Origin of the sequence: Shinella curvata, assembly GCF_022899935.1 — a bacterium.
GTDB lineage: Bacteria > Pseudomonadota > Alphaproteobacteria > Rhizobiales > Rhizobiaceae > Shinella > Shinella curvata.
In genome coordinates this window covers 615623-634229 of record NZ_JALJCJ010000003.1, presented here as the reverse complement: position 1 = coordinate 634229, position 18607 = coordinate 615623, and the positions used below count along the sequence as shown (strand labels likewise).

The following is an 18607-nucleotide window of genomic DNA, read 5'->3' as shown; positions in this document are numbered from 1 at the left end:
TCAGCCGGCTGTGCGGACGAGCCGCAGTTTGCCGTCTTTGTCCAGCTCGGGAGCAAAGCCCTCGTAGCTGTTCAGCAGCGGGTGGCTGGTTTCGATCGGGTGGTGATGCGTCGCCGTCATGACGGCCACATGCGCACCCGCTCCCTCGCCTGCCAGAATGCCGGCCGGGACGTCTTCGAAAACCAGGCAATCGGCCGGATCGAAGCCGAGGCGCTTGGCGCCGAGGATATAGCCATCCGGTGCCGGCTTGCCCTTCGTCACGTCATCTGCCGTCACGATGACCGTCGGCAGCGGAATGCCGGTCGCAGCAAGGCGGCGGTGGGCGAGCGCCACCGGCGCGGAGGTCACGATGCCCCAACGGCCCATCGGAAGCGCCGAGAGGAATTCGATGGCGCCGGGAATGGGAACGATGCCCTCGACATCCTCCATCTCCGCCCGCTCGACCTCTTTCGCCTCGGCAAGCGGATCGACGCCGGGCAGGCCGAGCCGCGTGATCGTGTCGATACCGCGCACGCCATGCATGGTCGGCAGGAAGGTCGCGACGTCGAGCCCGTGTTTGCGCGCCCAGTTGCTCCAGACGCGTTCGGTCGCCGGAATGGAGTTGATGATCGTGCCATCCATGTCGAACAGGAAGGCGGAAAAGCTGCGGTCGAAAACGGGACGTGCTGAGGAGGACAAGATGAAAACCTGCTGGCCGGGAGGGGAGGCGCATAGCGCGGCGGGAATTCTGGATTACCCGCTCCCGTCCGGGCAGGCAACCGGCTTCACGCCTTCGTGTCCCGCAGGGCGCCCGCGATGTTGATGCAGCGCGCGTGCGACCCCATCTTTCTGTTGCTCCCGGCAGAATGCGCCGACAAACGATTCCCCTCCGCGGAAAAATACTCTAGCTCTCGAACCATGCCGCACAAGGTTTCCCTCTCCCGCCTCAAGCTCACGGATTTCCGCAATTATGCGGGCCTGTCGCTGTCGCTCGATGGCCGGCATGTCGTGCTGACCGGGCAGAACGGCGCGGGCAAGACGAACCTCATGGAGGCCGTCTCCTTCCTGTCGCCCGGCCGGGGCCTTCGCCGCGCCGCCTATGCGGATGTGCCGCGCGCCGGCAGCGGTGGCGGTTTTTCCGTTTTTGCGACGCTCGACGGCATGATGGGCGAGGTCGATATCGGCACCGGCACCGAGGGCGGCGAAGAGGGGCAGGCGCGAAAACTGCGCCTCAACGGCACGGCGGCGAAGACGGTCGATGAGCTGCTCGATCACCTGCGCGTCGTCTGGCTCACGCCCTCCATGGACGGCCTCTTCACTGGCCCTTCGGCCGATCGCAGGCGTTTCCTCGACCGGCTGGTGCTGTCGCTCGATCCCGAACACGGCCGCCGTGCGGCGGATTTCGAAAAGGCGATGCGCGGCCGCAACCGGCTGCTGTCCGACCACCGGCCCGACCCGGCCTGGCTGACGGCATTGGAAAAGCAGATGGCCGAGCTCGGCATCGCCATGGCGCATGCCCGCCACGAGCTCGTTAGCCTGCTCTCCGGCCTGGTGGAGGCCGCCCGCGACGACGGGCCGTTCCCCTCCGCCACGCTGCGGCTCTCCGGCTTCCTCGATGACGCATGGCAGCGCCCGGCCTATGAGATCGAGGAAATCTATCTCGACATGCTGCAAAGCGGGCGCTACCGCGACGCGAGCGCCGGCCGAACGCTGGACGGCCCGCACCGCGCCGACCTGCTGATCCGTCACCGCGAGAAGGACATGGAGGCCGAGCGCTGCTCGACGGGCGAGCAGAAGGCGCTGCTGATCGGCCTGATCCTCGCCCATGCCGGGCTTGTTGCCGGCATGACCGGCCATGCGCCGGTGCTGCTGCTCGACGAGATCGCCGCCCATCTCGACGAAGGCCGTCGCGCCGCGCTGTTCGACCGGGTCGACGCGCTCGGCGGCCAGTCCTTCATGACCGGCACGGACCGGTCGATGTTCGATGCGCTCGGTGACCGGGCGCAATTCCTCACCGTCTCGAACGGAGGCATTCTGGCATGACCGATCCGCTCAGCCCGCAAGAAATCGACCGCTACCGCCGCCATATCGTGCTTGCCGAGATCGGCGGCGCCGGCCAGCAGAAGCTGAAGGCGGCGAATGTGCTTGTTGTCGGCGCGGGCGGTCTCGGCGCGCCGGTCATCCAGTATCTCGCCGCCGCCGGCATCGGCCATATCGGTGTGCTCGACGACGACACGGTCTCGCTCTCCAATCTCCAGCGCCAGGTGATCCACGATACGGCGGGCCTGGGCACGCCGAAGATCGAAAGCGCCGAGGCCGCCGTCGCCCGCCTCAATCCGCATGTGCGGTTTTCCGGCATCGCCGAACGGCTGACCCCGGAGAATGCGGCCCGCTTGTTAGCCGGCTACGATCTTCTTGTCGACGGGTCCGACAATTTCGACACGCGCTATGCCTCCGCCGATGCCGCGGAGGTCGCACGTATCCCGCTCGTAACCGGCGCCGTCGGCCGCTTCGATGGCTCACTGACGGTGTTGAAACCCTATGAGACGGCCGCCGATGGCCGGCTCAATCCGGGCTACCGTGATCTCTTCCCGTCCGCTCCGCCGCCGGGTGTCGTACCCGCCTGCGCGGAGGCCGGCATCGTCGGCGCGCTGACCGGCGTCGTCGGCACTCTGATGGCGATGGAGGTCATCAAGCTCGTGACCGGCGCCGGCGAGCCGCTGATCGGCCGGATCCTGCTCTATGACGGGCTGGCCGCCCGCTTCGAGACCCTGAAATATGCAAGGCGCCGGGCCGTCGGGGCATGACGGCGATCATCCGGATCGATGCAGATTTTCAGCGGTGGGACGACCTGCTCGCGCTTATCCTCGAAGCCTTCGCCTATATGGACGGGATCATCGACCCGCCGTCTTCCGCACACTTGCTGACGCCAGCTTCGCTCGCCGCGCGAGCACAGACGGAAATCGCCTATATGGCCCTGGACGGCCAAACGCTGCTCGGCTGCATCTTCTGCCGGCCCGAACCCGAATCGCTCTATATCGGCAAACTCGCGGTCGCCCCGTTCCTTCAGGGCCGGGGCGTCGGACGACTGTTGCTGGAAGCGGCGGAACATCTGGCGCGCGACCTCCGCTTGCCGGTACTGCGGCTGGAAACACGTATTGAGCTCACCGGCAATCACGCGACCTTCGCACGCTGGGGTTTCGTCCGGACGGCCGAAAACGCCCATCCGGGCTTCACCCGCATCACCTCGATCGAGATGCGCAAGCCTCTCGACTAGATCCGGCTCGGCAGCACGCGGTCCGGGGGGCGGTGGCCGTCGAAGAAGGTTCTGATGTTGATGACGACCTTCTCGCCCATGTCGACGCGGCCTTCGATCGTCGCCGAGCTCATATGCGGCAGGAGCACGACCTTGCCTTCGGCGGCCAATTTCAGGAGCTTGGGGCTGACCGAGGGCTCGTTTTCGAAGACGTCGAGGCCGGCGCCGGCGATCTTGCCTTCGCGCAGGCACTTGATCAGCGCCGTCTCGTCGATGATGCCGCCGCGCGCCGTGTTGACGATATAGCTTGTCGGCTGCATCAGCTCGAGCCTGCGGGCGGAGAGCAGGTGGAAGGTGGCGGGTGTCGAAGGGCAGTTGACCGAGACGATATCGACGCGCGCCAGCATCTGGTCGAGGCTGTCCCAATAGGTTGCCTCCAGCGCGTCTTCCGTGTCCGGGCGCACGCGGTGCCGGTTGTGATAGTGGATGGAGAGGCCGAAGGCCTTGGCGCGCTTGGCGACGGCCGTGCCGATACGGCCCATGCCGATGATGCCGAGGCGCTTGCCGGAGATGCGGCGGCCGAGCATCCAGGTCGGCGACCAGCCGGCCCACTCGCCCTTGCGGTCGGTCAGGATGCGCGCGCCCTCGGCCAGGCGTCGCGGGGCGGCGAGGATCAGCGCCATCGTCATGTCGGCGGTGTCTTCGGTCAGGACATTCGGCGTGTTGGTCACGGTGATGCCGCGCCTGGCGGCCGCCTCCACATCGACATTGTCGACGCCGTTGGAAAAACACGCGATCAGCTTCAGCTGCGGCCCGGCCTGCTCGATCAGCGCCGAATCGATCCGGTCGCCGAGCGTCGGCACCAGAACGTCGGCGCTCTTCACCGCGGCAACGAGCTCCGGCTGGCTGCGCGGCGTGTCGTCGATGTTGAGCTCTGCGTCGAACAGTTCGCGCATCCGGGTCTCCACCACCTCAGGCAGGCGGCGGGTGATATAGACCTTCGGTTTTTTCTTCTGCGTCATGGGATGTTCCGGCGTCCTGTTGACGGGTCCTTAACCAAGTTGGGCAAGGATTGCTTCATCAGGGGCATTTTCTACCAGACCCGGTCGCGAAGACAATCCGCCCATCGTGCGGTCCCCGCGATTTGCCACCGCTGACCGGCATGGCAGCCCGATGCCCCCTCAAAAATGTGTGCGGATCGTCCATGCGTAACCTTGTCGTGCGTCTCAGCCTTGTCGCCCTTGCGGGCATCCTCCTCTCCGTCGCCGGCCTTCAGTCGGCCCATGCACAGGCGGCAAAGGGTCCGAGCGGCCTGCCGCTGCCGCGCTTCGTCAGCCTGAAAGCAAAGAGTGTCAACCTGCGCGTCGGTCCGAGCGTCGATTATGCCGTGGCCTGGCGGTACCTGAAATCGGGCGTGCCGGTCGAAATCATCCAGGAATACGATAACTGGCGCCGCATCCGCGATGCCGACGGCACGGAAGGCTGGGTGAACCAGGCATTGTTGTCAGGCGAGCGCACCGCCGTCACCGCGCCGTGGATGCGCGGTAAGGGCGAAAACATCTTCGTCAACATGCGCCGTGAGGGCATGTCGAATGCCACGTTGGTGGCCAAGATCCAGCCCGGCGTCGTCGTCAAGGTCGGTGAATGCAACGGCGACTGGTGCCGCGCCGAAGTGGACGGCACGGCCGGCTGGGTCTCGCAGAACGAGATCTGGGGTGCCTATCCCGGCGAAGCCTTCAAATAAGGCCCAGTTTCTTCGCCTCCGCGGCCAGCGATTGCAACGGGCGGGGGCCGACCTGCTGAATGACGAGGCCGGCGGCCAGGCTGCCGAGGCGGCCGCAGTCGGCAAGCGACCGTCCGACGGTATAGCCATAGAGGAAGCCGGCGGCATAGAGATCGCCGGCACCCGTCGTGTCGACGACCGCGGGAATGCTGATCGCCTCCACCTTGGTGCGCTCACCCTTCGACAGGATGACCGAGCCCTCCTCGCTCATCGTGACCGCCGCAAGCCGGCAATCCTGAGAAATCTTCGTCAGGGCTTCTTCAAAGTCTTCCGTCTCGTAGAGCGCCAGCGCTTCGGCCTTGTTGGCGAAGACGATGTCGATGGTGCCGGAGCGCATCAGGTCCAGAAACTCGCCACGGTAGCGGTGCACGCAGAAACTGTCCGACAGCGTCATCGACATTTCGCGGCCATGGGCGTGCGCGATGCGGGCGCATTCGCGGATCGCATCCTTGGCGCGCGGCGGATCCCAGAGATAGCCTTCGAAATAGGTGACCTTGGCTTCGGCAACGACCTGCTCTTCGACATCCTCGGGGCCAAGCTCGACGCAGGCGCCGAGATAGGTGTTCATCGAGCGCTCGCCATCCGGTGTCACGAAGATCATCGAGCGGGCGGTCGGCGGCGGGCCGGCCAGCGGCTTCGTCTCGAAATGCACGCCCTGGGCGCGGATGTCGTGGATGAAGATGTCGCCGAGCTGGTCGTTTGCCACCTTGCCGAAATAGGCGGCCTTGCCGCCAAAGCTCGCAACGCCCGAGGCGGTGTTGCCGGCGCTGCCGCCGGAGGCTTCGAGCGCAGGCCCCATGCGCGAATAGAGGAGTTCCGCGCGTTCGGCATCGATGAGGTTCATCGCCCCCTTGATGATGCCGTTGTCCGTGATGAAGTTTTCGTCGCAGCGCGCGATGATGTCGACGATGGCATTGCCGACCGTCAGCACGTCGAATTTGGTCATGCGGAAGTCCCGTCTCGATAAGCCTGCCGCGCAAAAGTGTTTAGCGGTTTTGCGGCAACGGCATGCGTCAAAAAAGTAAGAGCCGGGATTTGGTCATAATGGTTTTTGCGGAGTTTAAAAGAAAAAAGCCGCCGCGCCGTTTCCGGCGGGCGGCTTGATGTCCGCGAAAGCGGATCAATCCTTGGCGCGTTCCACGTAGGAACCGTCTTCCGTCGCGATAACGACGCGCGTGCCGGCCGAAATGTGCGGCGGAACCAGCGTGCGGATGCCGTTCGACAGGATCGCAGGCTTGTAGGAGGATGAGGCCGTCTGGCCCTTCACAACCGGTTCCGTCTCGGCGATTTCCAGCGTGACGTGACGCGGCAGGTCGATGGCGATGGCGACGCCTTCATGCACCGAAAGGATGACCGTCATGCCTTCCTGGAGATAGGCCTTGAGGTCGCCGATGTCGTCGTGGGACATGGTGAGCTGATCGTAGCTCTCCGGGTTCATGAAGTGGAAGCCTTCACCGTCCTCATAGAGGAAGTTGTGCTCGCGGTCTTCGACGAAGGCGCGCTCGACCTGCTCGGTCGTGCGGTAGCGCTCGGAGACCTTCACGCCGTCGGAGATGCGGCGCATGTCGATCTGCGTGACCGGCGTGCCCTTGCCGGGGTGGAAGTTCTGCGCCGTCAGCACGACATAGAGCTTGCCTTCGACCTCGAGGACATTGCCCTTGCGGACGGAAGAGGCGATGATCTTTACCATAAGTCTTCCTTGTAAGTGGATGGTTCGCGTCGTAGAGGACCGCTTAAGGACGCTTCCCGGACGCTGAAAATCTGTATTCGGGGCCGCAACTACCCTATATCACGGCAAAAGACCAGTCTTCCCGCCGGCAAGGCCCAAGAAACCTGTCACATGAGCGTAACAAGCCAAAAACCCTCGCCCTGGTGGACGCCTGACGTCCATGCCGACCGCCGGCCGTTCCTTTTGGCCCGCAACCGCATCCAGGCGGCGCTGCGTGGCTGGTTTGCCGCACGTGATTTCGTCGAGGTCGATACGGCGACGCTGCAGGTTTCCCCCGGCAACGAGGCGCATCTGCATGCCTTCCAGACCGCCGCCATCGGTCATTCGGGCGCGGAGACGCCGCTCTATCTGCACACCTCGCCGGAATTCGCCTGCAAGAAGCTTTTGGCCGCTGGCGAACGGCGCATCGCCTGTTTCGCCCATGTCTATCGCAACCGCGAGCGCGGGCCGCTGCACCATCCGGAATTCACCATGCTGGAATGGTATCGCGCCGGCGAGACCTATGACGTGCTGATGGAAGACTGCGGCGCCATGCTGGCGCTCGCCGCCGACATCACCGGCGCCTCGATGCTCACCTATCGTGGCGCCACCTGCGATCCAACGCTTGCGGCCGAGCGGCTGACAGTGGCGGCCGCCTTCCAGCGCCATGCCGGGATCGACCTGTTGGCGACGATCGATCCCGATGGCGTGACGGACCGCGAAAAGCTTGCCACGGCCATGCGGACGGCCGGCTTGCGGGTGGCCGAAGACGACACCTGGGCCGACCTGTTCAGCCGCGTGCTGGTGGAGAAGGTCGAGCCCGAACTCGGCTTCGGCCGTGCCACCCTTCTCTGCGAATATCCGACGGCCGAAGCCGCCCTGGCCCGCCCCGCGCCGCACGACCGCCGCGTTGCCGAGCGTTTCGAGCTCTATGCCTGCGGCGTGGAACTGGCGAACGCCTTCGGCGAGCTGACCGACGCCGCCGAGCAGCGCCGCCGCTTCGAGCTGGAAATGGCCGAAAAAGCCCGCGTCTATGGCGAGACCTATCCGCTCGACGAGGATTTTCTGGCGGCCCTTGCGGTGATGCCCGAGGCAAGCGGCATCGCGCTCGGCTTCGACCGGTTGGTCATGCTGGCGACGGGCGCGTCGCGCATCGACCAGGTGATTTGGGCGCCGGTCGCGGAGACCGCGCCGTGACGGCGGCCCGCAGCCTCTCCACCGTGGACGATCTCGTCGCCGCCGGCCTCGTGCGGGAGGACAAGCGCGCGCAAACCGCCGCCGTTGCCGAGCGCTATGCGGTCGCCGTCACGCCGCCGCTCGTCGCGCTCATCGATGCCGACGATCCGTTCGATCCCATCGCCCGCCAGTTCGTACCCGATGCGGCCGAGCTGGTGACGCTGCCGGAAGAGCGCGACGACCCGATCGGCGACCTCGCGCATAGCCCCGTCGAAGGCGTCGTGCACCGTTATCCCGATCGCGTCCTGCTGAAGGCCGTGCATGTCTGCCCGGTTTATTGCCGTTTCTGCTTCCGCCGCGAGATGGTCGGGCCGGAGGGCCTCGGCACGCTGACGCCGGCAGAACTTGATGCTGCCATCGCCTATATCGCCGGCCGACCGCAAATCTGGGAAGTGATCCTGACGGGCGGCGATCCGCTCGTGCTGTCGCCGCGTCGGCTGCGCGACATGATGGAGCGGCTTGCGGCGATCGACCATCTGAAGATCGTGCGCTTCCACACCCGCGTGCCGGTCGTCGATCCCGCCCGTATCGATGCCGCGCTGATCGAGGCGCTAAAGGCCTCCGGCAAGACCACCTATGTGGCGCTGCATGCCAACCATCCGCGCGAGTTCACCGAGGACGCCCGCGCCGCCATCGCCCGCATCGTCGATGCCGGCTTGGTGATGATCAGCCAGACAGTGCTCCTGAAGGGTGTCAACGACGACGCGGATGTGCTGGCCGCGCTGATGCGCACCTTCGTCGAAAACCGGATAAAGCCCTACTACCTGCATCACCCGGACCTCGCGCCCGGCACGGCGCATTTCCGCCTGTCGCTCGCCGAAGGTCGGGCGCTCGTGGAGCGCCTGCGCGGCCGCGTCTCCGGCCTCTGCCAGCCCGCCTATATCCTTGACATCCCCGGCGGCCACGGCAAGGTGCGGGCGGATTCCATGGCAGTGGAAGAGGCGGACGACGGCTGTTTCCGCCTGCGCGATTTTCGCGGCGAGACGCATTTTTATCCGCCGAAAGAGAGTTAAGGCCTTAAGGGCCTTTCTCAAAACTCTTCCCAGTCCCCTTCATTGCCCTTCTCCTGCCGCACGCCGAGCGCGCCGGCGAGCTTTTCGCTGAGGGCGAGCGCCGGGGAGCTGACCGGGCGGGATTTGGCGCTGGCGGTCTTGACGTTCCATTGGCCGGGCGATTTGCGGGCGACGGCAGGTTCCGGCGCGGAGACGACCGGCGGGGCCGGGGTGGAGGGCACGATGTGGAGATGCGGTGCCTGCATGGAGCGGCCGGCAGCCGCGCTGCCGCCGACGTTGAAGCGGCCGATCAGCGCGTTCAGTGCCTGCACTTCCGAGGCGAGGCCGTGGCTGGCCGCCGTCGTCTCCTCGACCATGGCGGCGTTCTTCTGCGTGCCCTGGTCCATGGCATTGACGGCGGTGTTGATTTCCTGAAGGCCGGTCGACTGTTCGCGTGCGGCCTCGACGATCGCCACGACGTGGCTGTTGATCTCCTGCACCTCGGTGACGATGGTCTGGAGCGCGCGGCCGGTATCGCCGACCAGCGACACGCCTGTGCGTACCTGCTCGCCCGAAGTGGTGATCAGCGCCTTGATTTCCTTGGCGGCCTTGGCGGAGCGTTGTGCCAGTTCGCGCACTTCCTGCGCGACGACCGCAAAGCCCTTGCCGGCTTCACCGGCTCGCGCCGCCTCCACGCCGGCATTGAGAGCCAGAAGGTTCGTCTGGAAAGCGATCTCGTCGATCACGCCGATGATATTGGTGATCTCGCTGGAGGACTTTTCGATCTCCTGCATGGCCGAAACGGCGCGGCGCACGATCTCGCCAGATTTTTCCGCACCCGTGCGGGTGCGGCCGACCAGCGCGCCGGCCTCTTCCGCCCGCTTGGTGGAATCCTTGACGGTCGTGGTGATTTCTTCCAGCGCGGCGGCGGTTTCCTCGACGGAGGCGGCTTGCTGCTCGGTGCGGCGCGACAGGTCGTCGGCGGCGGCGCGGATCTGGCTGGCGCCGGCATCGATGGCGCGGGCGTTTTCGCCCACTTCGCGCAGCGCGTCGCTGAGCCGCGAGACCGAGGCGTTGAAATCCTCGCGCAGGCGATCGAGATCGCCGTCGAAGGGCTTTTCGATCTGGCAGGTCATGTCGCCGGCGGCGAGCTTTCCGAGTGCGTCGGCAAGGCTGGCCACGGCCTCCTGCACGCGGCCACTGTCGCGGGTGCGTTCGGCGTCGCGGGCCTGGCGTTCGCCATCGGCGCGGCGGCGATCGTCCTCGCTCTGGCGCTCCAGGCGCTGGCGGTCTGCGGCATTGTCGCGGAAGATCGCGACGGTGCCGGCCATTTCGCCGATCTCGTCGGTGCGGTCGGCATGCGGGATGGTGACGGTCGTGTCGCCCTCGGCCAGCCGCTTCATCGCGGCACCCAGGCCGTTGAGCGGCTTCACGACGCGGCGGTTGACGAGGAAGATCGCGGCAAGCGCGATACCCATGGCGGCGGCAAGCGACGCCCAGGTCAGCGCGAAGGCCGAGCCCTCCTCGGCGCGGGCCGACAGGATAGTCTCGTCCGTCACCTTCTGGGTGCGGGCGACGAGGTCGTTCAGCGCGGCGGTGATCGCATCGGCGCTCGCCTGCATCGGGCCTTTGTAAACTTCCAGCGCCGGCCCCTTGGCGGCAATGGCGGAGAACTGGATGAGCTTGGCGGATTCGTCGAGATAGGTCTTCAGCGTCGCCTTGATGCCGTCCACCTCGGTCGTCGTCGCCGCGTCGCCGGTATTGGCGGCGCCATAGCGGTCGACCATGCCGGCAAAGGCGTCTGCGCGTTCCTTGATGCGCGCCTCGATGCGGCCGATCTCGTCCGGATCCATCGAGAGCAGGTGTTCGGAATAGGTGGCGTTCAGCTCGGAAAAGGCATGGCTCAGCTGCAGGATGCTGCTCATCTGCGGCATGCGATCGGTGCCGATGCGCTCGATATGGCCGGTCATCGCCGAGAGCGAGCGGAAGGCGACGGCGCCCTGCAGGCCGCCCAGCACCACCATGAGGAGGAAGAGGGCGGGTAGCAGCCTGCTGATCCGGACATTGCGCATGACAGTTCCCTGATTTTTATGGTGTTTGCACGGCGACGTGCGAGTGCGCGAGAGTCTAGGCGCGGGCGTTTAACACCGGCTTAATGAGGCGTTGCGAAGGCCTGCCTTGCCGGGCGCTTTTCCACACCCTACATGCGGGAGCGAACAGGAGTTTGCGATGATCTTCGACGCTGCCCGGCTTTCGCTGGCCAATCTCTTCGCCCCTGAGACGCGCGGCGTCTTCTGGAAGGTTCTGGGCCTCACGCTGCTTGCCCTCGTCGTGATCTGGTTCGGGCTGCGCGAAACCTTCATCGCCTTCGCCTGGCCGTGGCTTGCGGGAGCCTTCATGCCCGATCTGCCGGATTGGGCAGGCTGGCTGACCCTCGTCTTCGGCATCGTCGCGAGCATCGGGCTGGCGCTTGGCCTTGCCTTGTTGCTTGCGCCCGTCACGGCCATCATCGCCGGCTTCTTCCTTGACGATGTCGCCGAGGTCATCGAGAAACGCGACTATCCCGCGGAAAAGCCGGGCGTTGCCCTGCCGATGGGGCAAGCCATTGCCGGCTCGATCAAGTTCCTCGGCATCGTCATTCTCGGCAACCTGATCGCGCTGTTCCTACTGTTCATTCCGGGCGTCAATCTTGTCGCCTTCTTCGCGGTCAACGGCTACCTGCTCGGCCGGGAATTTTTCGAGTTCGCCGCCATGCGCTACCGCCCGCCTCAGGAGGCACGGCTGTTTCGCGCCAAACACGGGTCTACGGTGCTGCTCGCAGGCCTGCTGATTGCGGCTTTCCTGGCGATACCGATCGTCAACCTGCTGACGCCGCTCTTTGCGGCCGGCCTCATGGTGCATCTCCACAAGGCCTTGAGCCGTAAGGATTCCGGTTTCTCACTGCGGCAGAACTGATGCGTCATAGAGGGCCGCATAGTCGGCGCTCGGCGGGATCGGCTTGATCACGTCGATCATCACGCCGTTCGGATCGGCGGTGATGAAATGGCGCTGGCCGAAATCCTCGTCCCTGATGTCGCGCAGGATGGGCAGCCCGGCGGCGCGCACGGCGTCATAGACCGCATCGACATCCTCCACCTCGAAATTCAACAGAAGCCCCGAGACCTTGCCGCGTCCCACGGCCGGGATCGTCTCATGGCTGCCGTCAAGCACTGCTAGCGTTACCTTCTCGTCTTCCTTCGACTGGAGGTGGATGTACCAGTCGCTGGTGAAGAGCGCCTCGAACCGGAAATGCGCCGTGTAGAATTCTGCGGTGCCGGCGACATCGTCGGTCATGATCACGGGATAGTAGCTGGTCGTTTTCATCGCTTTCCCTTTCGTCTCCTGTGCAATTCCAGCAAAACCACTTCACACTTTTGCTGGAATTGCGCCGTGAAAAAACATACAGTCTGCACGTTTCTATCAATTAACATACATTCAGTTTGCATGTAAAGAGGCAAGATGGCACGCAGCAACAAGGAACGCACGGAAGCGACCCGGCTGGCTCTGATCGAGGCGGCGCGGCGGCTGTTCGTGGAAAAGGGCTATGCGGAAACGGCGACGCCCGACATCGTGGCGGAAGCCGGCGTGACACGCGGCGCGCTCTATCATCACTTCGAAGACAAGCGGGCGCTGTTTCTCGCCACATTGGAGCGCGAGGCGCAAGCCGTCGCCGCACAGATCGAGACGGTCTCGACCGCTTCGGGTACGCCGTGCGAGGCGCTGCTGTCCGGTGCCGCCGCCTATTTCGATGCGATGGCCGAACCCGGCCGCACGCGGCTTCTGCTGCTGGAGGCCCCCGCCGTCCTCGGTTTCGAGGCCATGGGCGCCATCGACCGCGACAATGCCGAGGGTACGCTGAAAACCGGCCTATCCGAGCTGCTCGGGCCACATGTAGGCGCCGAAAAACTTCAGGCGCTGACGGACCTGCTCTCCGCCGCCTTCGACCGTGCGGCCATCGCCATCGAGGCGGGAGCGGACCGCAAGGCCTATGAGGCGGCGATTGCCGACCTGATCGACGGTCTCAGGGCGTAGGGCCGAACAGCTGGGCCGGCAGTTCCACCAGGGGCGCCGGCACGTCGCAGGTCTTTTCCGGCGATCGACAGAGATCGGCGATGACGCAGTGCTCGCATTCGGGCCGGCGGGCCTTGCAACAGTAGCGCCCGTGCAGGATCAGCCAGTGGTGGGCGTGGTAGAGATACTCGTCGGGGATGAGGCGCATCAGCTTCTCCTCCACCTCGTCGGGTGTCTTGCCGGGGGCGAGGCGCAGCCGGTTGGCGATGCGGAAAATATGGGTGTCGACCGCCATCGTCGCCTGGCCGAAGGCCATGGAGAGCACGACATTCGCCGTCTTGCGCCCGACGCCGGGCAGCATGATGAGCTCCTCGCGGGTGCGCGGCACCTCGCTGTCGAAGCGGTCGACCAGCATCTGGCTGAGCGCGATGACATTCTTCGCCTTGTTGCGGTAAAGGCCGATCGTCTTGATGTAATCGCGCACCGTCTCCTCGCCGAGCGCGAGCATCTTTTCCGGCGTATCGGCGATGGCAAAGAGCGCGCGGGTCGCCTTGTTGACGCCCGCATCCGTCGCCTGCGCGGAAAGGGCGACGGCGACGACGAGCGTGAACGGGTTCACATGCTCGAGCTCCCCCTTCGGCTCCGGCCGCTGGATGGAGAAGCGGCGAAAGATCTCCTTCAGTTCGTCCTGCGAATAGAGACTTTTCGGCCGGGCCGGTGCCTTGCGGCGCGGGGCCGCCGTCTTTTTGATCTTTCCGTTTTCCATCGTGCTTCTATAATCCCCGCCCATGACGCAAGGCAACGCTGACATCACGATGAACGACCTGCCGGTCTTCTCGGCCGAGCTGCACCCCTACCGGTCGCTCGGACGCAACGGCCACCGCATCTTCTTCCTCATCGCCGGTGCGCTCAGCTTCGCCCATATGGCGGTGTTCATGATCTCTGGCGCCTGGCCCGTGGTGCTGTTCTTCGGCGCGGATTTCCTGATCCTTTTCGGCGCCTTCTGGCTTAACAACCGGGCGGCCAGGGCGCGTGAGGTGGTGTCGCTGTCGCGCACCAACATTTCCATCCGCAAGATCAGCCCGTCCGGCCGCGAGACGGAGCATGTCTTCAACCCGTTCTGGGCGCGTTTCCAGGTGTCGCGCAAGGCCAAGATCGGTATCACCGCCATGCATGTGCGGGGCAATGGCCGCGAGACCGATGTGGGCACCTTCCTGCCGCTCGACGATCGGGAGCGCTTCGCTTCGGCCTTTTCCGGTGCCTTGGCGCGTGTCAAGCGCGGCTATTGAAGGGATTGGCAGGAATCGGGTGGCGAGCCCGCGCGCGCCATGGTTTTCTGGCGGCACAGGAGAAAAGCGATGAACATTGCCGCGACTTTGCAAACCGACATCACGCCCGAGGGCGATGATTACACGACCGTCCGTCAGGTCATCGAGATGATCACCGACGACTATCGCGACCAGCCCGGTCTGGACGACATTGCCGGCCGTCTCGGCCAGTCGCCGACGCAACTGCAGAAGACCTTCACTCGCTGGGCCGGCCTCTCGCCGAAAGCCTTTCTGCAAGCTGTGACACTCGATCACGCCAAGCGCCTGCTGCGCCAGGAAGAGCTGCCGCTGCTCGAAACCAGTTTCGAGGTCGGCCTCTCCGGCCCGAGTCGCCTGCATGATCTCTTCGTCACGCACGAGGCCATGTCGCCGGGGGAGTGGAAGGCGCGCGGCGCCGGCCTGACGATCCGCTACGGTTTTCATCCGTCGCCCTTCGGCCGTGCGCTCGTCATGATCACCGACCGCGGTCTTGCCGGCCTTGCCTTCGCCGACGAGCCCGGTGGCGAGGATGCCTTCGAGGACATGTCCTCACGCTGGCCGAACGCCCATTATGTCGAAGACAGCGAAGCGACCGCTGCCTATGCCGAGCGCATCTTCGACCCGACCCGCTGGGATCCCAAGGCGCCGCTGCGTATCGTGCTGATCGGCTCGGATTTCCAGGTCCGCGTCTGGGAGGCGCTCTTGCGCATCCCCATGGGCTGCGCCGTCACCTATTCCTCGATTGCCGAAACGCTCGGCCAGCCCACCGCCTCGCGCGCCGTGGGTGCTGCCGTCGGCCGCAACCCCATCTCCTTCGTCGTGCCCTGCCACCGCGCGCTCGGCAAGAGCGGCGCGCTCACCGGCTACCATTGGGGCCTGACGCGCAAGCGGGCGATGCTCGGCTGGGAATCGGGCAAGGCCTGAAACGAAAAAGGCCGGCAGCGATGCCGGCCTTTTCATTTGGGAAGATGTTGGAAACTGCTCAGTGCGCGCCCGACATGTCGCCGAGGACGTCCTTGGTCTTGACGGTCGAATCGGCGTTCAGCGTGTAGACCATCGGAACGCCGGTTGCGAGGTTGAGCTTCAGGATCTCGTCCTTGGTCAGCTTGTCTAGCACCATGACCAGCGAGCGCAGCGAGTTGCCGTGCGCGGCGACCAAAACCTTTTCGCCGCGCAGCACGCGGGGCAGGATTTCCGTGAGGTAATAGGGCCAGACGCGGGCGCCGGTGTCGCGCAGGCTCTCGCCGCCCGGCGGTGGGATGTCGTAGGAACGGCGCCAGATATGCACCTGCTCCTCGCCCCACTTAGCACGGGCATCGTCCTTGTTCAGGCCGGAGAGGTCGCCATAGTCACGCTCGTTGAGCGCCTGGTCGCGGATCGTTTCCAGACCCTGCTGGCCGATCTCGTCGAGGATGATCTTCAGCGTCTTCTGAGCGCGGGAAAGGTCCGAGGTGAAGGCGATATCGAACGTGATGCCGGTCTCGGCGATCGCCTTGCCGCCGGTCTTGGCTTCCTCGACGCCGAGTTCGGTCAGGTCGGGATCGCGCCAGCCGGTGAAGAGGTTTTTCAGGTTCCATTCGCTCTGGCCGTGGCGAACGAGGACGAGGGTTCCGCTCATGAAGTGTTCTCCCGATTGAAAAAAGATCAGTTGAGCCCGAGCACGTCGAGCATGGAATAGAGGCCGGGTTTCTTGTCGCGCGCCCAGAGTGCTGCCTGCACCGCGCCACGCGCAAAAATCGAGCGGTCGGTCGCGCTGTGCGACAGCGTCACTAGCTCGCCTTCGCCGGCGATGACGACGGAATGTTCGCCGATGACGGAACCGCCGCGCAGCGTGGCAAAGCCGATCGTGCCCGTGGGACGCGCACCGGTATGGCCGTCGCGCACGCGCACGGAATTGTCGGCCAGCGAAATGCCGCGCCCCTTGGCGGCGGCCTGGCCGAGCAGGAGCGCCGTGCCGGAGGGCGCGTCGACCTTGTGCTTGTGGTGCATTTCCAGCACCTCGATATCCCAGTGGGCAGGGCCGAGCGCGCGGGCGGCGGTCTGCGTGAGCACGCCGAGCAGGTTCACGCCGAGGCTCATATTGCCCGATTTGACGATGCGGGCATGGCGGGCAGCCGCCTTGATCTTCTCGTCGTCTTCGGAAGAGCAGCCGGTGGTGCCGATGACGTGCACGATGCGCGCCTGCGCGGCCAGCCCTGCAAACTCGACGGTCGCGGCGGGAGCGGTGAAGTCGAGCACGCCTTCGGCGGCCACGAAAGCTTCAAGCGGCTTGTCGGTGATGGCAACGCCGATCGGGCCGAGGCCGGCGAGTTCACCCGCATCGCGGCCGATGAAGGGCGATCCCTCGCGCTCGACGGCGGCGAACACTTCCGCCCCCTCGATGGCGTGGATGGTGCGGATCAGCGTCTGGCCCATGCGGCCGGCGGCGCCGACGACGACCAGCTTCATTGCGGTGCCGCTCATGTGCTCTTCCTATTCTGCATTCTTGTCGGTGTTTGCGACGGGCGCCTGCAGGCTGTTGAGGCGAGCGTAAAGGCCGTTTTCGCGGCTCGCAAGCGTCGCGTGCGAGCCCTCCTCGGCGACCGCGCCATCCTGCATCACGATGATCTTGTCGGCGCGCACGACGGTCGACAGACGGTGCGCGATAACGACGACGGTGCGTCCGCTCATCGCCTCGTCCAGCGCCTTCTGCACGGCCTGCTCGGATTCCGTGTCGAGCGCCGAGGTCGCCTCGTCGAGCAGCAGGATCGGCGCATTGCGCACCAGCGCACGCGCAATCGACAGCCGCTGGCGCTGGCCGCCGGACAGCGTCACGCCGTTTTCGCCGACCGGCGTTTCGTAACCGAGCGGCTGCGCGAGGATGAAATCATGCGCATAGGCGTGGCGCGCGGCTTCCTCGATCTCGGCATCCGTCGCCTCGGGCCGGCCGTAACGGATGTTGTCGCGGATCGTGCCCTCGAACAGATAGGGCTGCTGCGAGACATAGGCGATGGCGTTGCGCAGCGACTGCTTGGTCACATGCGCGATGTCCTGCCCGTCGATCAGGATCTCGCCTTCCGCCGGGTCGTAGAAGCGCGGAATGAGGCTGATGACGGTGGATTTGCCGGCGCCGGAGGGGCCGACGAGCGCCGTGGTCTTGCCGCCCTCGGCGGTGAAGTTCAGGCCCTTGAGGATCGTCTCGTTGTCCGAATAGCCGAAGCGTACATCCTTGAAGGTGATGGTGGCATCGGTAACGGCCAGCGCCTTGGCATCCGGCCGGTCGGCCTGGCGGGGCTTGAGATCGAGAATCTCGTAGATCATGCGGGCATTGACGACCGCGCGCTCCAGCGAGACCTGCAGACGGGCCAGACGTTTGGCCGGCTCATAGGCCATCAGGAGCGCCGTCACGAAGGAGAAGAAGGCGCCGGGCAGGATGCCACCGTAGATCGAGCGGTAGGCGGCGTACCCCAGCACGCCCGAAATGGCGAAGCCCGCAAAGGCTTCCGTCATCGGGGCGGTGCGTTCCGACAGGCGGGCGATGCGGTTCGAGCGGTTTTCCGCCCGTGCAATGATGCCTTCCACCTTGTCCTTCAGCTGGGCTTCCATGGTGAAAGCCTTGACGATGGTGATGCCCTGCACCGTTTCTTGCATCGCGCCGAGCACATGGCTGTTCAGTTCGACGGATTCGCGCGTGGCGCTGCGCAGGCGCTTGGAAACGTAGCGCAGGCCGATGAGCAGCGGCGGGGCGACGAAGAACACGATCAGCGTCAGGATCCAGTCTTTCGACAGCATCACCCCGATGAGCGCGACGAGCGTCAGGAAATCGCGCGCGACCGACGTCACCGTCATGTTCAGCACGTCGCGGATGCCGGTGACGTTCTGGCTGATCTGGGCGGCGAGATAGGCCGAGCGCGATTCCGAGAAGAAGCCGACGCTGAGCGCCATCAGATGCGAATAGAGGCGGCGCTGATAGCGCGCCACGATGTTGTTGCCAATCTTCGAGAGAATGACGGCCTGGAAATAGGTGGCAAAGCCGCGCAGCACGAAGGCGAGAAAGATCGAGCCGCAGATCAGGATGACGAGGTCGGCGCGCTTGTTGGCGAAGGCCTCGTTGACAACCGATTCCATGATCCAGGCGGTAAAGGCCGTGGTCAGGGCGACGATGGCGAGGCTGAGCACGGCCAGAGCATACCCCTTGATGTGGTCGCGACCGTTCTCGGCGATGACACGCTTCAGCACGGTGGTGACGGTGTCGGAGCTGACGTGGGGGCGCTCGGGACGACTCTTATCGGCCAATAGACTGACTTTCCTGCACGA

At 65.2% G+C, this 18607-nt stretch carries 20 protein-coding genes; 10 read left to right on the top strand and 10 right to left on the bottom strand.

What is annotated here, in order from left to right; genetic code table 11:
• On the bottom strand, window positions 1-678 hold the full coding sequence (locus tag MUU55_RS14670; protein WP_244761467.1) for an HAD family hydrolase: 678 nt from the start codon (window positions 676-678) through the stop codon (window positions 1-3).
• Window positions 679-897: 219 nt separating this feature from the next.
• Between MUU55_RS14670 and recF the strand changes: the two genes are divergently transcribed.
• From recF to MUU55_RS14655, 3 genes are read left to right on the top strand one after another with little or no spacing between them, the layout of a single operon-like run.
• Complete coding sequence (recF, locus tag MUU55_RS14665) at window positions 898-2022, top strand: DNA replication/repair protein RecF (protein WP_244761466.1); 1125 nt, start codon at window positions 898-900, stop codon at window positions 2020-2022.
• Window positions 2019-2786 carry a molybdopterin-synthase adenylyltransferase MoeB gene (locus tag MUU55_RS14660; protein WP_244761465.1) on the top strand — a complete coding sequence of 256 codons (768 nt, stop codon included), beginning with the start codon at window positions 2019-2021 and terminating at the stop codon, window positions 2784-2786. Before recF ends, MUU55_RS14660 begins: the two co-directional genes overlap by 4 nt.
• Entirely contained in the window at window positions 2783-3256 is a 474-nt protein-coding gene (locus MUU55_RS14655) for a GNAT family N-acetyltransferase (protein WP_244761464.1), read from the top strand. The genes MUU55_RS14660 and MUU55_RS14655 overlap by 4 nt, the downstream gene beginning before the upstream one ends.
• On the opposite strand, the gene MUU55_RS14650 is transcribed toward MUU55_RS14655, so the two are convergent.
• A complete protein-coding gene (locus tag MUU55_RS14650; RefSeq protein ID WP_244761463.1) occupies window positions 3253-4257 on the bottom strand; it encodes a 2-hydroxyacid dehydrogenase in 1005 nt (334 codons plus the stop codon). The two genes, MUU55_RS14655 and MUU55_RS14650, sit on opposite strands and share 4 nt — an antisense overlap.
• A 182-nt stretch (window positions 4258-4439) precedes the next feature.
• Here MUU55_RS14650 and MUU55_RS14645 point away from each other — a divergent pair, with 182 nt between their 5' ends.
• A complete protein-coding gene (locus tag MUU55_RS14645; protein ID WP_244761462.1) occupies window positions 4440-4979 on the top strand; it encodes an SH3 domain-containing protein in 540 nt (179 codons plus the stop codon).
• Here the strand turns inward: MUU55_RS14645 and MUU55_RS14640 are convergent.
• Complete coding sequence (locus MUU55_RS14640) at window positions 4972-5964, bottom strand: adenosine kinase (protein ID WP_244761461.1); 993 nt, start codon at window positions 5962-5964, stop codon at window positions 4972-4974. The two genes, MUU55_RS14645 and MUU55_RS14640, sit on opposite strands and share 8 nt — an antisense overlap.
• Window positions 5965-6138: 174 nt before the next feature.
• Window positions 6139-6708 carry an elongation factor P gene (gene efp / locus MUU55_RS14635; RefSeq protein ID WP_244761460.1) on the bottom strand — a complete coding sequence of 190 codons (570 nt, stop codon included), beginning with the start codon at window positions 6706-6708 and terminating at the stop codon, window positions 6139-6141.
• Window positions 6709-6858: 150 nt separating this feature from the next.
• On the opposite strand from efp, the gene epmA reads away from it, so the two are divergent.
• Window positions 6859-7923 (top strand): EF-P lysine aminoacylase EpmA, encoded by a 1065-nt coding sequence (epmA, locus tag MUU55_RS14630; RefSeq protein ID WP_244761459.1) that lies wholly within the window; start codon window positions 6859-6861, stop codon window positions 7921-7923.
• Window positions 7920-8975, top strand: a complete 1056-nt coding sequence (locus tag MUU55_RS14625) for a lysine-2,3-aminomutase-like protein (RefSeq protein ID WP_244761458.1) — start codon at window positions 7920-7922, stop codon at window positions 8973-8975. The genes epmA and MUU55_RS14625 overlap by 4 nt, the downstream gene beginning before the upstream one ends.
• Before the next feature lie 17 nt (window positions 8976-8992).
• Here MUU55_RS14625 and MUU55_RS14620 read toward each other — a convergent pair whose 3' ends face one another.
• Window positions 8993-11026 carry a HAMP domain-containing methyl-accepting chemotaxis protein gene (locus MUU55_RS14620; protein WP_280518948.1) on the bottom strand — a complete coding sequence of 678 codons (2034 nt, stop codon included), beginning with the start codon at window positions 11024-11026 and terminating at the stop codon, window positions 8993-8995.
• A gap of 157 nt (window positions 11027-11183) precedes the next feature.
• On the opposite strand from MUU55_RS14620, the gene MUU55_RS14610 reads away from it, so the two are divergent.
• Entirely contained in the window at window positions 11184-11909 is a 726-nt protein-coding gene (locus tag MUU55_RS14610) for a sulfate transporter family protein (RefSeq protein ID WP_244761457.1), read from the top strand.
• Here the strand turns inward: MUU55_RS14610 and MUU55_RS14605 are convergent.
• Window positions 11892-12317, bottom strand: a complete 426-nt coding sequence (locus MUU55_RS14605; RefSeq protein ID WP_244761456.1) for a VOC family protein — start codon at window positions 12315-12317, stop codon at window positions 11892-11894. The two genes, MUU55_RS14610 and MUU55_RS14605, sit on opposite strands and share 18 nt — an antisense overlap.
• A 135-nt stretch (window positions 12318-12452) precedes the next feature.
• Here MUU55_RS14605 and MUU55_RS14600 point away from each other — a divergent pair, with 135 nt between their 5' ends.
• On the top strand, window positions 12453-13025 hold the full coding sequence (locus MUU55_RS14600; RefSeq protein WP_244761455.1) for a TetR/AcrR family transcriptional regulator: 573 nt from the start codon (window positions 12453-12455) through the stop codon (window positions 13023-13025).
• Here MUU55_RS14600 and nth read toward each other — a convergent pair.
• Window positions 13015-13770 carry an endonuclease III gene (gene nth / locus MUU55_RS14595; protein WP_244761454.1) on the bottom strand — a complete coding sequence of 252 codons (756 nt, stop codon included), beginning with the start codon at window positions 13768-13770 and terminating at the stop codon, window positions 13015-13017. The two genes, MUU55_RS14600 and nth, sit on opposite strands and share 11 nt — an antisense overlap.
• A 22-nt stretch (window positions 13771-13792) precedes the next feature.
• Here nth and MUU55_RS14590 point away from each other — a divergent pair, with 22 nt between their 5' ends.
• Together MUU55_RS14590 and MUU55_RS14585 are read left to right on the top strand one after the other, a co-directional pair.
• Window positions 13793-14293, top strand: coding sequence for a DUF2244 domain-containing protein (locus MUU55_RS14590; RefSeq protein WP_244761453.1), 501 nt, complete (start codon window positions 13793-13795; stop codon window positions 14291-14293).
• A 69-nt stretch (window positions 14294-14362) separates the two neighbouring features.
• Entirely contained in the window at window positions 14363-15235 is an 873-nt protein-coding gene (locus tag MUU55_RS14585) for a methylated-DNA--[protein]-cysteine S-methyltransferase (RefSeq protein WP_244761452.1), read from the top strand.
• A 58-nt stretch (window positions 15236-15293) separates the two neighbouring features.
• On the opposite strand, the gene MUU55_RS14580 is transcribed toward MUU55_RS14585, so the two are convergent.
• The 3 genes from MUU55_RS14580 to MUU55_RS14570 are packed head-to-tail and all read right to left on the bottom strand — an operon-like array spanning window position 15294 to window position 18586.
• The gene (locus MUU55_RS14580; protein ID WP_244761451.1) at window positions 15294-15929 is read right to left on the bottom strand and encodes a 2,3-bisphosphoglycerate-dependent phosphoglycerate mutase; all 636 of its coding nucleotides are present in this window, start codon (window positions 15927-15929) and stop codon (window positions 15294-15296) included.
• Window positions 15930-15955: 26 nt separating this feature from the next.
• A complete protein-coding gene (gene dapB, locus MUU55_RS14575; protein WP_244761450.1) occupies window positions 15956-16774 on the bottom strand; it encodes a 4-hydroxy-tetrahydrodipicolinate reductase in 819 nt (272 codons plus the stop codon).
• A gap of 9 nt (window positions 16775-16783) precedes the next feature.
• Window positions 16784-18586, bottom strand: coding sequence for an ABC transporter ATP-binding protein (locus MUU55_RS14570; protein WP_244761449.1), 1803 nt, complete (start codon window positions 18584-18586; stop codon window positions 16784-16786).
• Between the last annotated feature and the right edge of the window lie 21 nt (window positions 18587-18607).